The sequence below is a fragment of the Cellulomonas sp. SLBN-39 genome, assembly GCF_006715865.1.
In the GTDB taxonomy this organism is placed as follows: Bacteria; Actinomycetota; Actinomycetes; order Actinomycetales; family Cellulomonadaceae; genus Cellulomonas.
Genome location: NZ_VFOA01000001.1, coordinates 2,452,217 through 2,468,211, shown reverse-complemented (window position 1 = coordinate 2,468,211; position 15,995 = coordinate 2,452,217). Strand labels below are relative to the sequence as shown.

Here is a 15,995-nt window from a genome sequence, read left to right as displayed (position 1 = left end):
CCCGGCGACCGCCGGACGGGTGGGCCGTGGTGGGATGGGGGGATGTCGGACGACGTCGCCACCACGGTCCTCGCGCTGCCCGCACCGCTCGACGAGCGCACGTCCGCGCTGGTGCGGGCGCTGCAGCGGGACGCCGCCGCGCAGGACGGCGTGCCGCCGCTGTCGGAGCAGCCGTTGCTGCGTCTGCGTGACGGCGAGGCACCGGTCGTGCACCTGGTGGGGCACGGCGTGGCGGGGGTCCCCGCTGCCACGGCCGGGCTCGTCGGGTACGCCCAGGTGGACGTCGGGTCCACCACGACGGCCCGTGCCGAGCTGGTCGTCCACCCCGACCACCGCCGGCGCGGCGTCGGGTCGGCGCTCCTGGCGGCCGCACGTGCCCGGGCGGCGGAGGTCCCCGGCCGCCGTCTGCACGTGTGGGCCCACGGCGACCTCCCCGCGGCCCGGGCGCTCGCCGCCGCGCAGGGCATGCCGGTGGTGCGCGAGCTGCTGCTCATGGGCGTCGACCTGGACGCGCACCCGCCGGCCGCGCCGACACTGCCGCCCGGGGTGCGGGTGCGGGCGTTCGTCCCCGGGCAGGACGAGGACGCGTGGCGCCGGGTCAACGCCCGGGCGTTCGCGCACCACCCGGAGCAGGGCCGCATGACGTCCGACGACCTGCGGTCGCGCGAGGCCGAGGCGTGGTTCGACGCGGCGGGGTTCCTGCTGGCCGAGCGCGACGGGGTACTGCTCGGCTCGGTGTGGACGAAGGTGCACCCGGCGGGCGAGGCCCCGGGCGCGGCACCCGACGAGCGCGTCGGCGAGATCTACGTGGTCGGCGTGGACCCGGACGCGCAGGGCCTCGGCCTGGGCCGGGCGCTGACCGCTCTCGGGCTGACCCACCTGCGTGACGCGGGCCTGCGCCGCGCGCTGCTCTACACGGAGGCGGACAACACCGTCGCGGTGCACACGTACGGGCGGGCCGGCTTCACCACCGTCTCCGCCGACGTCATGCACGACGCCACCGAGGTGGCTGCCGGGGCCGGTGACGGCACCCCGGACGGGCCGGTCGGTGGCACGTCGGGACGCACGTCCGGCACGCCGCACCCGCAGGACACGACGAGTTCACCGAGCGATGCCACGATGGGTGCATGACCGACGCCCCCACGATGGACCCGGAGCTGGCCGCCCGCATCGCCGAGCACGTCGAGGTCGTCGAGCAGCCTCCGCACCCGCACGACACGCCGCTGCCGGACGACCGGTTCCTCGACCGTGAGCTGTCCTGGCTGGCCTTCAACCAGCGGGTGCTGGAGCTGGCCGAGGACCCGGACGTGCCGCTGCTCGAGCGGGTGCGGTTCCTCGCGATCTTCGCGTCCAACCTCGACGAGTTCTTCATGGTGCGGGTCGCGGGCCTCAAGCGGCGGATCGCCACGGGCATCGCGGTGACGGCCGCGTCGGGCCGCTCGCCGCGGCAGGTCCTCGAGGCGATCAGCGAGCGGGCGCACGTGCTCATGGCCCGGCACGCGGCGGTGTTCGCCGAGCAGGTGCACCCGGCCCTCGCCGACGAGGGCATCCGGATCGTGCGGTGGGACGACCTGGGCGACGCCGAGCAGGACCGCCTGCACAAGTTCTTCCGCCGGCAGATCTTCCCCGTGCTGACCCCGCTGGCCGTGGACCCCGCGCACCCGTTCCCGTACATCTCGGGGCTGTCGCTGAACCTCGCGGTGAGCGTGGTCAACCCCGCGAGCGGCAAGGAGCACTTCGCGCGCGTGAAGGTGCCGCCGCTGCTGCCCCGGTACATCGCCGTCGACGCGTCGGGCCGGCCCAGCGCCCCGGACAACCACACGGGCGCCGACAAGTCGCCGACGTCGTTCGTGCCGGTCGAGGACGTCATCGCCCAGCACCTCGACCAGCTGTTCCCCGGCATGGAGGTGCGGGAGTTCCACACGTTCCGCATCACGCGCAACGAGGACGTGGAGGTCGAGGAGGACGATGCCGAGAACCTCCTCAAGGCGATGGAGAAGGAGCTGCTGCGGCGCCGCTTCGGCCCGCCCGTGCGCCTGGAGATCGCCGAGGGCATCAGCCCCCGGGTCCGCAAGATCCTCGTGCGCGAGCTCGGGATCGCCCCGGAGGACGTCTACGAGCTGCCCGCCCCGCTGGACCACACGGGCCTGAACGTCGTCGCGGACCTCGACCGGCCCGAGCTGCAGCACCCCCGGTTCGTGCCCTCGACCCACCGGCACCTCGCCGAGGTGGAGTCCGCGACCCCGACGGACGTCTTCGCGGCGATCCGTGCGCGCGACGTGCTCCTGCACCACCCGTACGACTCGTTCTCGACCTCGGTGCAGACGTTCCTCGAGCAGGCGGCCGCCGACCCGCACGTGCTGGCGATCAAGCAGACCCTGTACCGCACGTCGGGCGACTCCCCCATCGTCGACGCCCTCATCGACGCCGCCGAGGCCGGCAAGCAGGTCCTGGCGCTGGTCGAGATCAAGGCGCGGTTCGACGAGCAGAACAACATCTCGTGGGCACGCAAGCTCGAGCAGGCCGGCGTGCACGTGGTCTACGGGATCGTCGGCCTCAAGACGCACTGCAAGCTGAGCCTGGTGGTGCGCCAGGAGTCCGACGGGCTGCGCCGGTACAGCCACGTCGGCACGGGCAACTACCACCCCAAGACCGCGCGCCTGTACACCGACCTGGGGCTGCTGACCGCGGACCAGGAGGTCGGGCAGGACCTCACGCGCCTGTTCAACCAGCTGTCGGGCTACGCCCCGAAGTCCCGCTTCCACCGGCTGCTCGTGGCGCCGCGCCAGGTGCGTTCCGGGCTCGTCGACCGGATCGAGCGCGAGGCCGAGGCCGCCCGGCGCGGCGAGCCCGCGTGGATCAAGATCAAGGTCAACTCGATGGTCGACGAGGCCACGATCGACGCGCTGTACCGGGCGTCGCAGGCGGGCGTGCCCGTCGACATCAACGTCCGTGGCATCTGCGCGGTGCGCCCGGGCGTCCCGGGCCTGTCGGAGACGATCCGCGTCCGGTCGATCCTGGGCAGGTTCCTCGAGCACTCGCGGATCTTCGCGTTCGCGCACGCGACGCCGTCGCCGGACGACGGGTTCGAGGGCCCCGAGGTCTACATCGGCTCGGCCGACCTCATGCACCGCAACCTCGACCGTCGCGTCGAGGCCCTGGTGCGCGTGGCGGACCCGGACCACGTGGCCGAGCTCGTCGAGCTCGTCGACGAGTCCGTGGCCGACACGACGTCGTCGTGGCACCTGGCGCAGGACGGGTCGTGGACGCGGCACCACCAGGGCCCGGACGGGCCGCTCACGGACCTGCAGGCCGTGCTGATCCACCGGCAGAGGCGCCGTCCGGGCACCGCCCGGTGAGCGCACCGCGGACGGTCGTCGAGGCGGCCGGCGCGCTGGTGTGGCGGGTGCGGGCGCGCGAGATGCAGGTCGCGCTCGTGCACCGCCCCCGCTACAAGGACTGGTCGTGGCCCAAGGGCAAGCTCGACCCCGGCGAGTCCGCACCGGTGGCGGCGGTGCGCGAGGTCGAGGAGGAGACGGGCCTGCCCGTCGTGCTGGGTCGCGCCCTGCCCGGGCTGGAGTACACCGTCAACGGCGGCACGCTCAAGCGCGTGCACTACTGGGCGGCGCAGGTGGCGGGCCGCTCCGACACCGCCCCGATGTCCGCCCGCCCGCCCGTGCCGCACACGGACCGCGACGAGATCGACCACTGGGACTGGTTCGACGTGCGCGCCGCCGCGGGCATGCTGACCCGCCGCGAGGACGTCGCACCGCTCGACGCGCTCGTCGAGGCCTACGCCAAGGACCGCCTCGGCACGCGGGCGCTCGTGGTCGCCCGGCACGGCCAGGCCCGCAAGCGCTCGCTGTGGGGCGGCACGGAGGAGGACCGCCCGCTGACGGGGCTCGGGCAGCGCCAGTCGCGCGCGCTGGTGCCCCTGCTCGCCGCGTACGGCACGGCGCGCGTGGTGACCAGCCGGTGGGAGCGGTGCGCCGCGACGGTCACCCCGTACGCGACCGCGGCGGGCCTGACCGCGGAGGTCGCCGACGTGCTCACCGAGGCCGAGCACGTCTCGTCCCCGGCGCGCGTGGCCGCCGTCGTCGCGGACCTGCTGCACGACCCCGCCGACGCGGTGCTGTGCACGCACCGGCCCGTGCTGCCGACGGTCCTCGACGTGCTCGCCGAGCACTCGCGCCGCGTCGTGGCCGACGCCCTGCCGCGGACGAACCCGTTCCTCGCCCCCGGCGAGGTGCTGGTCGCGCACACGGCCCGCACGCCCCGCGGTCCCCGCGTCGTGGCCGTCGAGACCCACCGCTCCCCGCAGGCGATCTAGTCGAGATCGTAGTGACACACGCCTGGCCTCGACTATCGCCTAGCGAGCGGCGACGCGTGACGAGACGCGGGACGTCTGATAGGACTGCTTGATGACCACCGAAGCGGGCGATGAGGCAGACTTCTTCATCTCTTACGCCAAGGACGACGGACGCCGCTGGGCCGAATGGATAGCATGGACACTTGAAGAGGCCGGTTTAACGACCATCCTCCAAGCTTGGGACTTTGTTCCCGGCAGTTCATTCATTAATGAAATGCATCAGGCAAGCGCCTCCGCTCGACGGACAATCGCACTCCTTTCCCGGAACTATATCGCCTCAGACTTTGCGGCCGTAGAGTGGCAGGCGGCCTATCGCGAAGACCCACTTGGGGCAAGCCAGAAGCTTCTCGTTGCCCGAATAGAAGAATGCACGCGACCAGGGCTTCTGGGCAGCATTGTCAGCTTTGACCTTTTTGGAGTTGGCGAAGAGGAGGCGAAACGCACGCTGTTACGATCCGTCCGCGCCGACCGATCTAGTCGAATGAAGCCAAGCCAAGCCCCGACGTTCCCTTCCCGTCGCGATAGTCACAGCACTCGGCCGGATTTCCCTTTCGCCAGACGTCAAGCCTGGAATATTCCGCCACGCAACGCTCATCACCTAGATAGGATCTCGATATCTGGCGGCTTATCAGCGCTATTCGAGGCAGAGCCCGGCACCGCCATTGCAACCCTAATCGGCATTGGGGGGGCGGGGAAAAGCGAGGCCGCAGCGGAATGGGTCCATGCGAATCGAGAAGGATATGCCGTCTGCTGGTGGGTGGATGGGAGAAGTCAGACAACCGTCACTCAGGGACTTGTCTCACTGCTAAGTGAACTCGGAAGGCACCCGCAAGAGGACGAAGGCTCCGACGCCATACTTGAGGCTCCGTCTGTGCTCTCGGAGGTTGGCGACTGGATTGTCCTATTCGACGGTGCAGACGATCCGGACGTAATCCGCAACACGCTTAGCACGTTTAGTGCTATCGAATCCACGGTACGCTCGCACGTGATAGTTACATCCAGAAACAGCACGGTCGGCGGGTTCGGCAAGATGATCCCAGTCCATGTCTGGAATGACCTGGAGGCGCTCGCATACATTGGCACCCGCGGTGGATCATCGTCGATATCTGGCGCGATCGGACTGGCGGGACTACTCGGTGGCCTTCCACTAGCCCTAGACCAGGCTGCGAGCTACATGCTTGCGACAGGAATCGACCCGGCCGAGTACGCCCAACTATTCACAGAGCACACCGCTGAGATGCTCAGGAAAGGAGCTCCGGCGGCGAACTCCGATCCCATGATCACCCTATGGGACATCTCTCTCGCAGACCTCAAGGCACGGAGCCTCGCCGCCTCACAGCTGATTAACCTGTGCGCCTACTTCTCCGACGCGCGCATTCCCGTGGATCTATTCAGGGATCAACACTCGGCTTTGCCGTCGCCGCTCGCCGAAGTCGCTGGTGATGGGTTTGAGATCCATGAAGCGGTGGCGCTTCTGCACGAAATGGGCCTCGCTAGGTACAGTTCGGGGAGTTTTCGCCTTCATAAACTGACGCAGGCCGCGATCAGGGCGACACATGCTCGGAGTCAGAGCATTGAGGAGTTGGCGTGCGCAACACCCGCGCTCTACCTCCTGCGCACAGCCCTTCCATCGTTTGTGATCGGGAAAAGCGAAACCACCGGCCCCTGGCGCGAACTATTTCCTCACGTCATGTCGGCGGTGTGGAACATGCAGTCTACAGATAAGTCGGACAGCCATTCCGCGCTGCTGGCAGGTCAGCTCCTAAGCGACGCTGGCGCCTTTGCCCAGTTCTCCGGGGCGCATGACATGGCGAGAGAACTCCTTTCTTCGGCCCTTGAACTCGAGCAAGAGAGGGGCGAAAACGGAGAGACGCGAGCGCACCGCCTCAATGATCTGGCACTTTCACTGAAAGCATCACAGCGCCCACGCGAAGCTCTGCCACTGGCTGAAGAAGCCGTGGCGCTGATGCGCAAATCGGTCGGCTCTCACGACATCAACACCGCCACTGACATTTCAACGCTTGCGAAAATTCTGGACGACCTAAATGATTTTTCTCGAGCCCGGGAGCTACTCGAGGAGGCTATTCAAATTACGAAGGAAGCCCTAGGCCCTCGTAGTCGACCCCTTGCGCGCCGATTCAACGATCTTTCGCTTGTCCATCTCCATCTGGGCGACAGTCAAGTAGCGTTTGATCTTATCGAAAAGTCTGAAGCCATGGCTAGAGAAATACTTGGAGATGAGCATCCCGAGTACGCCGCGATCCTTGCGAATATGGGCTCGATCCACCACGCGCTGGGGCGATCGGAAGCCGCACGGAAGTGCCTATTCAGGAGTCTAGAGATTCTTGACAATATCTCGACGAGGCATCCACATTCACCAATGGTGATGGTCGAGATTCTCAAGTTGGACCCATCCAGCACCGACGCGGCCATAGAGGATGTTCGTAAGCGCATGACCATACTCGGCTACGCTGCTTGACTCCTGCCGTAGACGCGACCGGGCGCTAGTTGCGGCCCACCGTCTCAGGGCGCGACAGGATCGCAAAATGTCTGATATTGGCGAGGCCATTCTCGACGCGTCGCCGCTAATCTATCCAAGCGCTGTCGAATTCAAGCATGAAGACGTCGGTGAGCGCTGACCGCGGACGGTAGAGATAACCCTGAATTCTCCACTTAAGCCAGACCTAAGCCCCGCGCCGCTTGAGGCCGGTCGTAATGACAGTGCGAGAGCAGGCAGGGCCCGTGTCGCGGCCCCGGCCTGCTCTCACCCTGCGGCCTGTCGAGAGTGATCTGCGCAATCGTCTATGAACGAGATACAACCCGACTTCGTGCGCGGTGGTGCCGGTCGGGTGTCAGGCCTGGAGCGCCCGCCGTCGGCGGCTGACCACGAGGGCCGCACCTCCGGAGACCAGCAGGAGCGCGACGACGCCCAGGGCGACGCCCACGGAGGCGCCGGTGTCGCTGAGCCGGTCGACCGGGCTGCCGGCGACGGTGAACGCGACCTGCGCGAGCACCTCGCCGTCGGCGTCACGGGCCTGCAGGTGGTGCACGCCGGGCTCCAGGTCGGTCGGGACCACGACGGTCGCGGTCGCCGCGCCGTCGACGACCTCGACGTCGAGGAGCTTGCGGTACGTGCTGGCCACGCCGATCTCGACCTCGTCGACCGCGAGCCCGGTGAGGCGGAACGTCACCGGCTCGCCGGGGCGGACACGCGTGCGGTCGAGCGTCATGCTCGGCGCGCTCGTGCCGGGGGTCGGCGTCGCCGTGGGCTCGGTCGTCGGCCCTGCGGTGGGCTCGGCGGTGGGCTCCGTGGTCGGGCCCGCCGTCGGGGTCGCGGTCGGCGTCGGGGTGGGCGTGGGCTCGCTGTCGAGCGCGACCAGGCCGGTCAGCGCCGCCTCGACGAGCGCCACGGCGGCGTCGACGTCGTCGGCGGTGGTGCGCGAGCCGGCCAGCACGACACGTCCGACCTCGACGGCGTCGTCCAGCACGGCCAGCGACGCGGGCGTCCAGGCGGACCGGTCGACGGCGTCGGCACGGTCGAGCACCGCGACCAGCGCCGAGGTGTCGGCGGGCGCCCCGGCGGCGGGCGTGAGCACGAACGCGTCGACCCAGCCCCACGCCCCCGCGGGCAGCTCGCCCTCGAGCGCGACGGTCACGGTGCCGGCCTCGGTGAGGACGACGTCCTCGACGGTCGCGGTGCGCAGCTGCTGCCAGCCGGCGAGCGGGAGCTCGGCCGAGCGGGTGCCGGAGGCGGTGGTCGCGGACAGCGTGACCGCGCCCTCGCCGCCCTCGAGGCTGCCGTGCCCGGTGGCGCTCAGGGTGTAGGTGCCCGCGGGCACGTCGGCGACGGTCTGCCCGACCCCGAGCGTGTACGGGGTGCCGAGCCAGAAGTTCACGGCGCGGGCACCGGCGGGGGCGTCGGAGCCCTCGGCGACCTTGGCGGTGTCCCAGGTGATGGTCCACATGCCCAGGTCGTCGTCCTCGAACCCGCCGTTGCGCAGCAGGTTGGCGGCCGTCACCTCGACGGTCGCGGTGACCGCACGCCCGGCGGCGGTGGTGCCGCGGACCGTGTAGTCCCCCGGGCCGCGGATCCAGTCCGTCGCACCGCTCCACGTGACGGCCTCGTCCTCGACGGAGCCGTCGTTGTAGGTCACCTCCACGGTGGCGGGCAGCGTGACGTCCTGCCCGTCCTCGACCGTGACGTGGACCTGCTCGACGGAGACGACCTCGCGGGGCGCGGTCGCGCCGGTGCGCACGTACCGGAACACCTGCAGGGACTCCAGGGGCGTGCCGTCGGTGGCGAACATCGCCTGGTTGTCCCACGCGGAGCCGCCGTACCACTGGCCGGCGTCGTGGGCGTCGTACTCGCCCGCGAAGCTCGACGCCCAGCCGGAGCCGTGCTCCTCCCACAGGAGGCGGTTGGCCTCGACCTCGCTCGCGGGGCCGACGGGCAGCCACGCGGGCTCCCAGTAGAAGACGCCCACGCCGGCGTCGCCGAGGGCGTGCACGGCGGCGACGACCTCGCGCCACGCCGTGGCCTGGCCCTGGACGCTGACCGGGTACTGCGTGGCCTCGGACGCCAGGTCGATGACGTTCCCGTGACCGTCGCCGTCCTCGAGGGTCGTGGCCCACGACGTCTCGGCGACCATGACCTGCTTGCCATAGGTGTCGGCGACCTGGCCGAGCACCGCCGTCAGGTTCGTCGTCGTGCCGTGCCAGAACGGGTAGTACGACGTGGCGAAGACGTCGTAGTCGACGTCGCGGGCGTCCAGCGCGGCCGCGTACCCGGCGTACCGGCCGGCGGTCTCGGGGTTGGTGAAGTGCAGGGCGACCTGCGCGTCGGGCAGGACGTCGCGCACGGCGGCGCTGCCGGCGGAGAAGATCTGCGCCATGCCGTCCCACCCGGTGACGCCCGCGATCCCGTTGTTGGTCTCGTTGCCGACCTGGACCATGGTGACGTCGACGCCGGCGTCCTCGAACGCCTGCAGGCTCGCCGTCGTGTAGTCGGTGACCTCGGCGGCCTTCTGCTCGACGGTGAGGTCCGCCCACGCCTTGGGCGCCTGCTGCTTGGCGGGGTCTGCCCAGAAGTCCGAGTAGTGGAAGTCCACGAGCACGCCGAGCCCGGCGGCGGTGGCCCGCTCGCCGATCTCGACGGCCCGGTCCACGTCGACGTTCCCGCCGCCGTAGCCGTTGCCGTCCGCGTCGAACGGGTCGTTCCAGACCCGCACGCGCACGTGCGTGACGCCGGAGCCGGCGAGCACGTCGAACAGGTCGGCCTCCTGGCCGGACGCGTCGCGGAACACGACGCCGGACTCCTCGAGGGAGAGCACCGAGGAGACGTCGACGCCCTGGACGAAGTCCGCGGCGAGGCCGTCGACCTTGTCGACGACGATGCCGGCCTCGACGGGCCCGTCGGCGGCCCCGGCGGGCAGGGCGGCGAGCGGGGTGAGGACCAGGCCGCAGGCCGCGGCGACCGCGACGGTCCTGCGTGGATGACGTGCGCGCACGTGGGTGTCCCTTCATGTCGATCGTCGTCGTTCGAGCATGGGCGGCGCCCGGCCGGGGCGGCAGGGCGCCGCACCCGCCGCGGCCCGGGGAGGGGTGGGGCCGCGGCGGGGTGGTGCGTGGTGGTGCGGGTCAGCCCTTGACGGAGCCGGCGGTCAGGCCGCCGACGATGTACTTCTGCAGGACGAGGAAGAGCACGAGGACCGGCAGCGCGGCGATGACCGCACCGGCGGCGAACAGGCCCCAGTTGGCGTTGAGCTGCTGGGAGACCCACCCGTACATGCCGACCGCGAGGGTCCAGTTGCGGTCGGACGTGAGGATGACGCGGGCGAGGATGAACTCGCCGAACGTCGCGATGAACGACAGCAGGCCCACGACCGCGAGGATCGGCGTGACCAGGCGCAGGATGATCGTCCAGTAGATCTGGGCGTGCGTGGCCCCGTCGATCTTGGCGGCCTCGTCGAGCTCGCGCGGGATCGTGTTGAAGAACCCGTACATGAGGAACGTGTTGGTGCCGAGCGCACCACCGAGGTACACGGCGATCAGCGCGAGCTTGCTGTTCAGGCCGAGCGCGGGGACGACCTCGCCCAGCGCGATGAGCAGCAGGAAGATCGACACGAACGCGAGCATCTGCGGGAACATCTGGATGATCAGCAGCGCCGTGAGCCCGCCGCGGCGGCCGCGGAACGAGAACCGCGAGAACGCGTACGCGGCCGCGGCACCCATGAGCACCGAGCCGACCGCGGTGGCCCCGCCGATGACGAGGCTGTTGACCGCCCACGACCAGAACCGGGTCGCGCCCAGCGCCTCGAAGTTCGCGGTCGAGAACGACTGGAACAGCGACGTGGACCCCGTCAGCGTGCCCGAGCTCGCGACCGCGGCCGAGAGCACGTAGACCAGCGGGAACGCGGCGTAGAAGACGATCAGCGCGGCGAACGGGTACTTCCACCCGACCTCCGCGAGCCAGCGCGAGCGGCGCACGCGGGACCGGTCGTGGGTCGTCGTCACGGTGGCCATCAGAGGACCTCCTCCAGCTTGCGCGTGCGTCGGAACGCCAGGGCCGAGATGGTCCCGATGATGACGAAGATGATGATCGACAGGGCGCTGGCCAGGCCGAAGTCCGCCCGGCCGCCCGCGACCCCGGAGATCTGGTAGATCATCGAGATCAGGATGTCGGTGTGCCCGAGCACGGCCGCGGTGTCGGTGAACCGGGGCCCGCCGCCGGTGAGCATGTAGATGATCGTGAAGTTGTTGAAGTTGAAGGCGAACGACGAGATCAGCAGCGGCGCGGTCGAGACCAGCAGCAGCGGCATGGTGATCGACCGCCACGTCCGCCAGCGGCCGGCTCCGTCGATGCGGGCCGCCTCCATGACGTCGTCGGGCAGCGACTGCAGCGCACCGGTGCACACGAGGAACCAGTACGGGAAGCTCAGCCACAGGTTCACGCCGATGATCGCCAGCTTGGCCAGCAGCGGGTCCTCGAGCCACGGGATGCGGGTGTCGAAGAAGAACAGCTGGTTGATGATCCCGTAGTCGGGGTTGGAGTTGAGCATGCCCTGCCACAGCAACGCCGACAGGAACGCCGGGAACGCGTACGGGAGGATGAACAGCGTCCGCAGCACCTTGCGGCCGCGCACGCGCGGGTCGTTGAACACGATGGCGAGCAGCAGACCCAGCAGGAAGCTCGTCGCGACCGTGAGGATCGCGAACGCGAACGTCCACACGGTGATCCGCAGCAGCGGGCCCGAGTAGTCGTCGTCGGTGAACGCCCGCGTGAAGTTGTCGAACCCGACACCCACGCGCCAGCCGACCGGCAGCGCGGTCCCGTCGGGGGCCACGAAGCTGCCCTCGTCGCTCGCGGAGTACACGACACCGGTCTCGGTGTTCGTCATCGTCACGGCGTCGGGGTCCCAGACCAGCGCGGAGCGGTACACCGAGCCGGTGGTGCCCTCACGGGTGCGGATCGAGCCGGCGTCGGCGTCGTCGGAGACCGGCACGCGCAGGTCGACGATTTCCTGCTGCAGCGCCTGGTCGCTCATCAGGGTGGCGTACGGGACGACCTCCCAGCCGGGCACGGCGCTCACGCGCGTGCCGTCGAGGGTCGCGTCGGGCGCGGCCACGAGCGGCTCGTCGGCCGAGCCGACCCGCACGACCCCCTCGTCGACGATCGCGAAGCCGTACGCGCCGTCCCGCTGCACGATCGTCAGCGGGTAGCTCGGTGCGTCCTCGACGCGGCGCTCGTTCTGGATGAGCAGCGCGTCGACCGCCTGGTCGCGGGTCGTGTTGTGGCCCGTGCCGTAGTTGGTCATCGCCACGTAGGCGGTGTAGCCCATCGAGAACAGCTGGAAGACCAGCAGGAACACCAGGCCGGGGAGGATGTACTTCATCGGCAGCGCCCGCTTGCTGAAGTACGCCCAGTCGGCGAGCACCAGCAGGACCAGCGACGCCGCGAGGATCCCCCACGCCCCCTGCACCCAGGCCGCCCACACGACCCCGACGCCGACGGCGTTGACGACGGCCATGAGGGCGAGCTTGACGAGGAAGCCCCACCCGGTGCCGTCCCAGCGCCGCGCGTGCGGCTCGCGGACGGTGCCGCCGGGATCGGCCGGCGCGGGGTGCACGTGCGTGGACATGTGTCCTCCGAGGGAAGGGACGCTGCGTGGAGGGGTGGCGGGGCACCGGCCGGACGGTGCCGGAGGGGTGGCCACGTGGGGGCGGCCGGTGCCCCGCCGGGATCAGGTCGGGATCAGCCGAGGTTGGACTCGAGGTCCGCCAGCATCTTGTCCCAGGCCGCCGCCGGCTCCGCGGAGCCGGAGATGATCGACGACTGCGCCGCGTTCCAGTACTCCCACACGTCGGCCATCTCGGGGATGGACGGCATGGGCGTGCCGTTCTGCGACGCGGCCAGGAAGCCGGCGACGATCGGGTCCTCGGCGACGGACTCCGCGACCTCGCTCAGCGCGGGGATGCGCGGGTCGGCCTCGTACAGCGCCGTCTGCGCCTCGGGCGTGGCCATGTAGTTGGTGAGGAAGTCGTTCGCGAGCAGCGCGTTCTCGCTCTGCGCGGAGACGTAGAAGCCCTGCACGCCGACGAACGGCGCCGCGGTCTCGCCACCGGCGGACGGGATCGGGTCGACGGCCACGTCGATGCCGGCCTCCTCGAACGCGGCGATCGCCCACGGGCCCGCGATCGTGTACGGCGCGTTGCCGTCCGCGAACTCCTGCACGGCGATGTCGTACGTCCAGTCGGTGCTGAACAGCCCCGTGCCGGCCATGCCGTTCTCGCCGAGCCACGCGGCGAACGCCTGGCCCTCCTCGCCGCCCATGCCGATGTCCGTGGTGTACGAGCCGTCCTCGTTCTGCTCGAACACGGGTGCGCCGAACGACGTCTGCAGCCCGTAGTACGTGTACGCGTCACCCGTGGTGCCCGCGGTGTTGATGACGAACGGCAGCTTGGCGCCCGAGGCGCGGCCCGCCTCGATCATCGCGTCGAACGTGTCCGGCGTCGGCTCCGGCGCCAGCTCGGTGTTGCGGACCACGGCCACGGTCTCCAGCGCGTACGGCAGGCCGTACAGCTGGCCGTCGTACGTGAAGGCCTCGGTCGCGACGGCCTCGAAGGCGTCGGCGTCGGCCAGGTCCACGGAGTCGACGACGCCGTTGACGATGAACGAGCCGAGCCAGTCGTGGGCGCCGACCGTGATGTCCGGGCCCTCGCCCGTGGGGACCTGCGCGAGGAAGTCCGCGCGGATGTCCTCGAAGTTCTTCTGGACGAGCTCGACGGTGACGCCGGTCGCGGCCTCGAAGTCCGCCGCGGCGGCCTCGACGGCCGGCTGACGGTTCTCGTCGACCCAGATCGTCAGGGTGCCGGTGCCGCCGGCGCCGGCGGACTCGGACGCGGCGGGCTCGGCGTCGCCGCCGCTGCAGGCGGCGAGGAGGGCGACCGTCGCGACCATCGCGACCGGGAGTGCTGCTGTCTTGCGCATGGACGTTCCTTCCGGTGAGGTGCCGCAGCGCGCGCCCGGAGGGATCGCTGCGCTGCGACGGAGGGGAATGCGGCCGGGCGACCTCCGTGTCGCCCGGCGGGGGTCACTCCTGCGGGCCATCACCCCCGGTGGGCCGCCGGACGACGGCGACGGCGCCGGCGGGCAGGTCGAGCGCACCCGCGACCCGGGTGCCGGTGAGCAGCTCGACGCCGTCGCCGAGCCGTACCTTCGCGTCGTCGCCCGAGTGGTTCAGGGCGACGACGTAGTCCGCGTCCGCGCCGCGGCGCGTGACGACCTCGACGTCGTGCGCGTGGCCCGGGGGCACGACGCGCGCGTCGTCGTAGACGGCCGCCAGCACCGGCGCGAGCTCGTCGATCCCGAGCCGCGTCGAGACGTACCAGGCGGTGCCGTCGCCGAACCGGTTCCGCGTCACCGCGGGACCGCCGGCCGCCGGGCCGTCGAGGTAGGAGGCCACGACCTGGGCCCCCTCGAGCGCGATGTCGTCGGCCCACACGTCGGCCACGATCTCGCGCTCCTCGCCCCAGGTCCAGAGCAGGCGCGCGGCGTCCCCGGCGCGCAGCGGCAGGAACTCCTCCACGGTCAGCCCGAGGACGTCGCGCAGCGGTGCGCCGAAGCCTCCGGCGTGCACGGCGTCGTTCTCGTCGACGACGCCGGAGAAGAACGACACCAGCAGGGTCCCGCCGCCGGCGACGTACCGGCGCAGGTTCTCCGCCGAGGCCTGCGTGAGCAGGTACGACGCGGGGGCCACGACGAGCCGGTAGCCGGACAGGTCCGCACCCGGGTGCGCCATGTCGACCGTGAGCCCGTCGCGCCACAGCCGCTCGTAGTACGCGCGCACGCGCTCGCGGTGCGTCACGTCGACCGAGGGCCGCCACTCCAGATCCTGCGCCCAGAAGGACTCGGTGTCCCACAGCAGCGCGACGTCGGCGTGCACGCGCGAGCCGCGGACCTCCGCGAGGCGGCCGAGGTCGGCGCCGAGCGCGGTGACCTCGCGCCACACCCGCGAGGTCGTCCCGGCGTGCGGGAGCATCGCCGAGTGGAACTTCTCCGCGCCGGAGCGCGAGGCGCGCCACTGGAAGAACAGCACGGCGTCGGCGCCGCGGCCGAGGTGCGTCAGGGAGTTGCGGGCCATCTCGCCGGGGCGCTTGGCCACGTTGCGCGGCTGCCAGTTGACGGCCGACGTGGAGTGCTCCATGAGGATCCACGGGCGCCCGCCGGCCACCGAGCGCGTGAGGTCGGCGGCCAGGGCGAGGCCGACGTGGCCGCGCTCGTCGGCGGCCGTGAGGTAGTGGTCGTTCGCGACGACGTCGACCTCGCGCGCCCAGGCCCACAGGTCCGTGGTCGCGCACTCGTTGGCCATGAAGTTCGTGGTGACCGGCTGGGTGGCCCGGGCCTTGATGGCGTCGCGCTCGGCGACGAAGCACGCACGCAGCTGGTGGTCGGTGAACCGGGCGAAGTCCAGCCGCTGGGCCGGGTTGGCCACCGAGGGCGTCGCCGCGGGGGCGCCGACGTGCTCCCACTCGGCGTACCGCTGGCCCCAGAAGGCGGTGCCCCACGCGGCGTTGAGCCCGTCGAGGGACCCGTAGCGCTCCTGCAGCCAGGCGCGGAACGCCGCGACCGACGCGGGCGAGAAGTCCTCGCCCACGGGGGCGCCGTACTCGTTGTGCACGTGCCACATGACGACGGCGGGGTGCTGGGCGTACCGGTCGGCCAGGGCCGAGGCGATCCGCACGGCGGCCTCGCGGTAGGCGGGCGAGCTCGGGGACGCCATGCCGCGCGAGCCGAAGCCCTGCACGGTGCCGTCCCGCGTGACGACGCGGGCCTCGGGGTGGGCGTGGAAGAACCAGGCGGGCGGCGACGCCGTGGGGGTGCCGAGGTCGACCGCGATGCCGTTGCGGTGCAGCAGGTCGAGCAGGTCGTCGAGCCAGGCGAAGTCGTGCTCGCCCTCGCGCGGCTCGAGCAGCGCCCAGGAGAAGATGCCGACGCTCACCAGGTTGACGCCGGCCTCGCGCATCAGCGCGACGTCCTCGTCCCAGACCTCGCGGGGCCACTGCTCGGGGTTGTAGTCACCCCCGAAGGCGATCGCCTCGCGCGGGAACCAGCTCGTGTCGCTCATGA

The 15,995-nt window shown here is 70.7% G+C and carries 9 protein-coding genes; 4 read left to right on the top strand and 5 right to left on the bottom strand.

Going from position 1 to position 15,995, the window contains the following annotated elements; genetic code table 11:
- The first annotated feature begins 42 nt into the window (after nucleotides 1-42).
- The 4 genes from mshD to FBY24_RS11320 all read left to right on the top strand — a co-directional run bounded on the left by mshD (nucleotide 43) and on the right by FBY24_RS11320 (nucleotide 6,848).
- A complete protein-coding gene (gene mshD / locus FBY24_RS11335) occupies nucleotides 43-1,131 on the top strand; it encodes a mycothiol synthase (protein WP_142160665.1) in 1,089 nt (362 codons plus the stop codon).
- Complete coding sequence (locus tag FBY24_RS11330; RefSeq protein WP_142160663.1) at nucleotides 1,128-3,359, top strand: RNA degradosome polyphosphate kinase; 2,232 nt, start codon at nucleotides 1,128-1,130, stop codon at nucleotides 3,357-3,359. The genes mshD and FBY24_RS11330 overlap by 4 nt, the downstream gene beginning before the upstream one ends.
- Nucleotides 3,356-4,330, top strand: coding sequence for an NUDIX hydrolase (locus tag FBY24_RS11325; RefSeq protein ID WP_255432359.1), 975 nt, complete (start codon nucleotides 3,356-3,358; stop codon nucleotides 4,328-4,330). The genes FBY24_RS11330 and FBY24_RS11325 overlap by 4 nt, the downstream gene beginning before the upstream one ends.
- Nucleotides 4,331-4,421: 91 nt before the next feature.
- On the top strand, nucleotides 4,422-6,848 hold the full coding sequence (locus FBY24_RS11320) for a toll/interleukin-1 receptor domain-containing protein (protein WP_142160661.1): 2,427 nt from the start codon (nucleotides 4,422-4,424) through the stop codon (nucleotides 6,846-6,848).
- A gap of 373 nt (nucleotides 6,849-7,221) precedes the next feature.
- Here the strand turns inward: FBY24_RS11320 and FBY24_RS11315 are convergent, their stop codons facing one another.
- The 5 genes from FBY24_RS11315 to FBY24_RS11295 all read right to left on the bottom strand — a co-directional run bounded on the left by FBY24_RS11315 (nucleotide 7,222) and on the right by FBY24_RS11295 (nucleotide 15,993).
- Complete coding sequence (locus FBY24_RS11315) at nucleotides 7,222-9,876, bottom strand: glycosyl hydrolase 53 family protein (protein ID WP_142160659.1); 2,655 nt, start codon at nucleotides 9,874-9,876, stop codon at nucleotides 7,222-7,224.
- A 130-nt stretch (nucleotides 9,877-10,006) separates the two neighbouring features.
- Nucleotides 10,007-10,891, bottom strand: coding sequence for a sugar ABC transporter permease (locus FBY24_RS11310; RefSeq protein ID WP_142160657.1), 885 nt, complete (start codon nucleotides 10,889-10,891; stop codon nucleotides 10,007-10,009).
- The gene (locus FBY24_RS11305; RefSeq protein ID WP_142160655.1) at nucleotides 10,891-12,507 is read right to left on the bottom strand and encodes an ABC transporter permease subunit; all 1,617 of its coding nucleotides are present in this window, start codon (nucleotides 12,505-12,507) and stop codon (nucleotides 10,891-10,893) included. Before FBY24_RS11305 ends, FBY24_RS11310 begins: the two co-directional genes overlap by 1 nt.
- 113 nt (nucleotides 12,508-12,620) lie before the next feature.
- Nucleotides 12,621-13,856, bottom strand: a complete 1,236-nt coding sequence (locus FBY24_RS11300) for a maltose ABC transporter substrate-binding protein (protein WP_142160653.1) — start codon at nucleotides 13,854-13,856, stop codon at nucleotides 12,621-12,623.
- Between the two features lie 103 nt (nucleotides 13,857-13,959).
- A complete protein-coding gene (locus FBY24_RS11295; RefSeq protein ID WP_142160651.1) occupies nucleotides 13,960-15,993 on the bottom strand; it encodes a beta-galactosidase in 2,034 nt (677 codons plus the stop codon).
- Nucleotides 15,994-15,995: the final 2 nt, after the last annotated feature.

What these genes read in the sequence shown, in the direction of transcription:
- mshD (WP_142160665.1), top strand. Translation starts at nt 43, where the DNA reads ATGTCGGACGACGTCGCCACCACGGTCCTCGCGCTGCCCGCACCGCTC.
- FBY24_RS11330 (WP_142160663.1), top strand. Translation starts at nt 1,128, where the DNA reads ATGACCGACGCCCCCACGATGGACCCGGAGCTGGCCGCCCGCATCGCC.
- FBY24_RS11320 (WP_142160661.1), top strand. Translation starts at nt 4,422, where the DNA reads ATGACCACCGAAGCGGGCGATGAGGCAGACTTCTTCATCTCTTACGCC.
- FBY24_RS11310 (WP_142160657.1), bottom strand. Translation starts at nt 10,891, where the DNA reads ATGGCCACCGTGACGACGACCCACGACCGGTCCCGCGTGCGCCGCTCG.
- FBY24_RS11305 (WP_142160655.1), bottom strand. Translation starts at nt 12,507, where the DNA reads ATGTCCACGCACGTGCACCCCGCGCCGGCCGATCCCGGCGGCACCGTC.
- FBY24_RS11300 (WP_142160653.1), bottom strand. Translation starts at nt 13,856, where the DNA reads ATGCGCAAGACAGCAGCACTCCCGGTCGCGATGGTCGCGACGGTCGCC.
- FBY24_RS11295 (WP_142160651.1), bottom strand. Translation starts at nt 15,993, where the DNA reads ATGAGCGACACGAGCTGGTTCCCGCGCGAGGCGATCGCCTTCGGGGGT.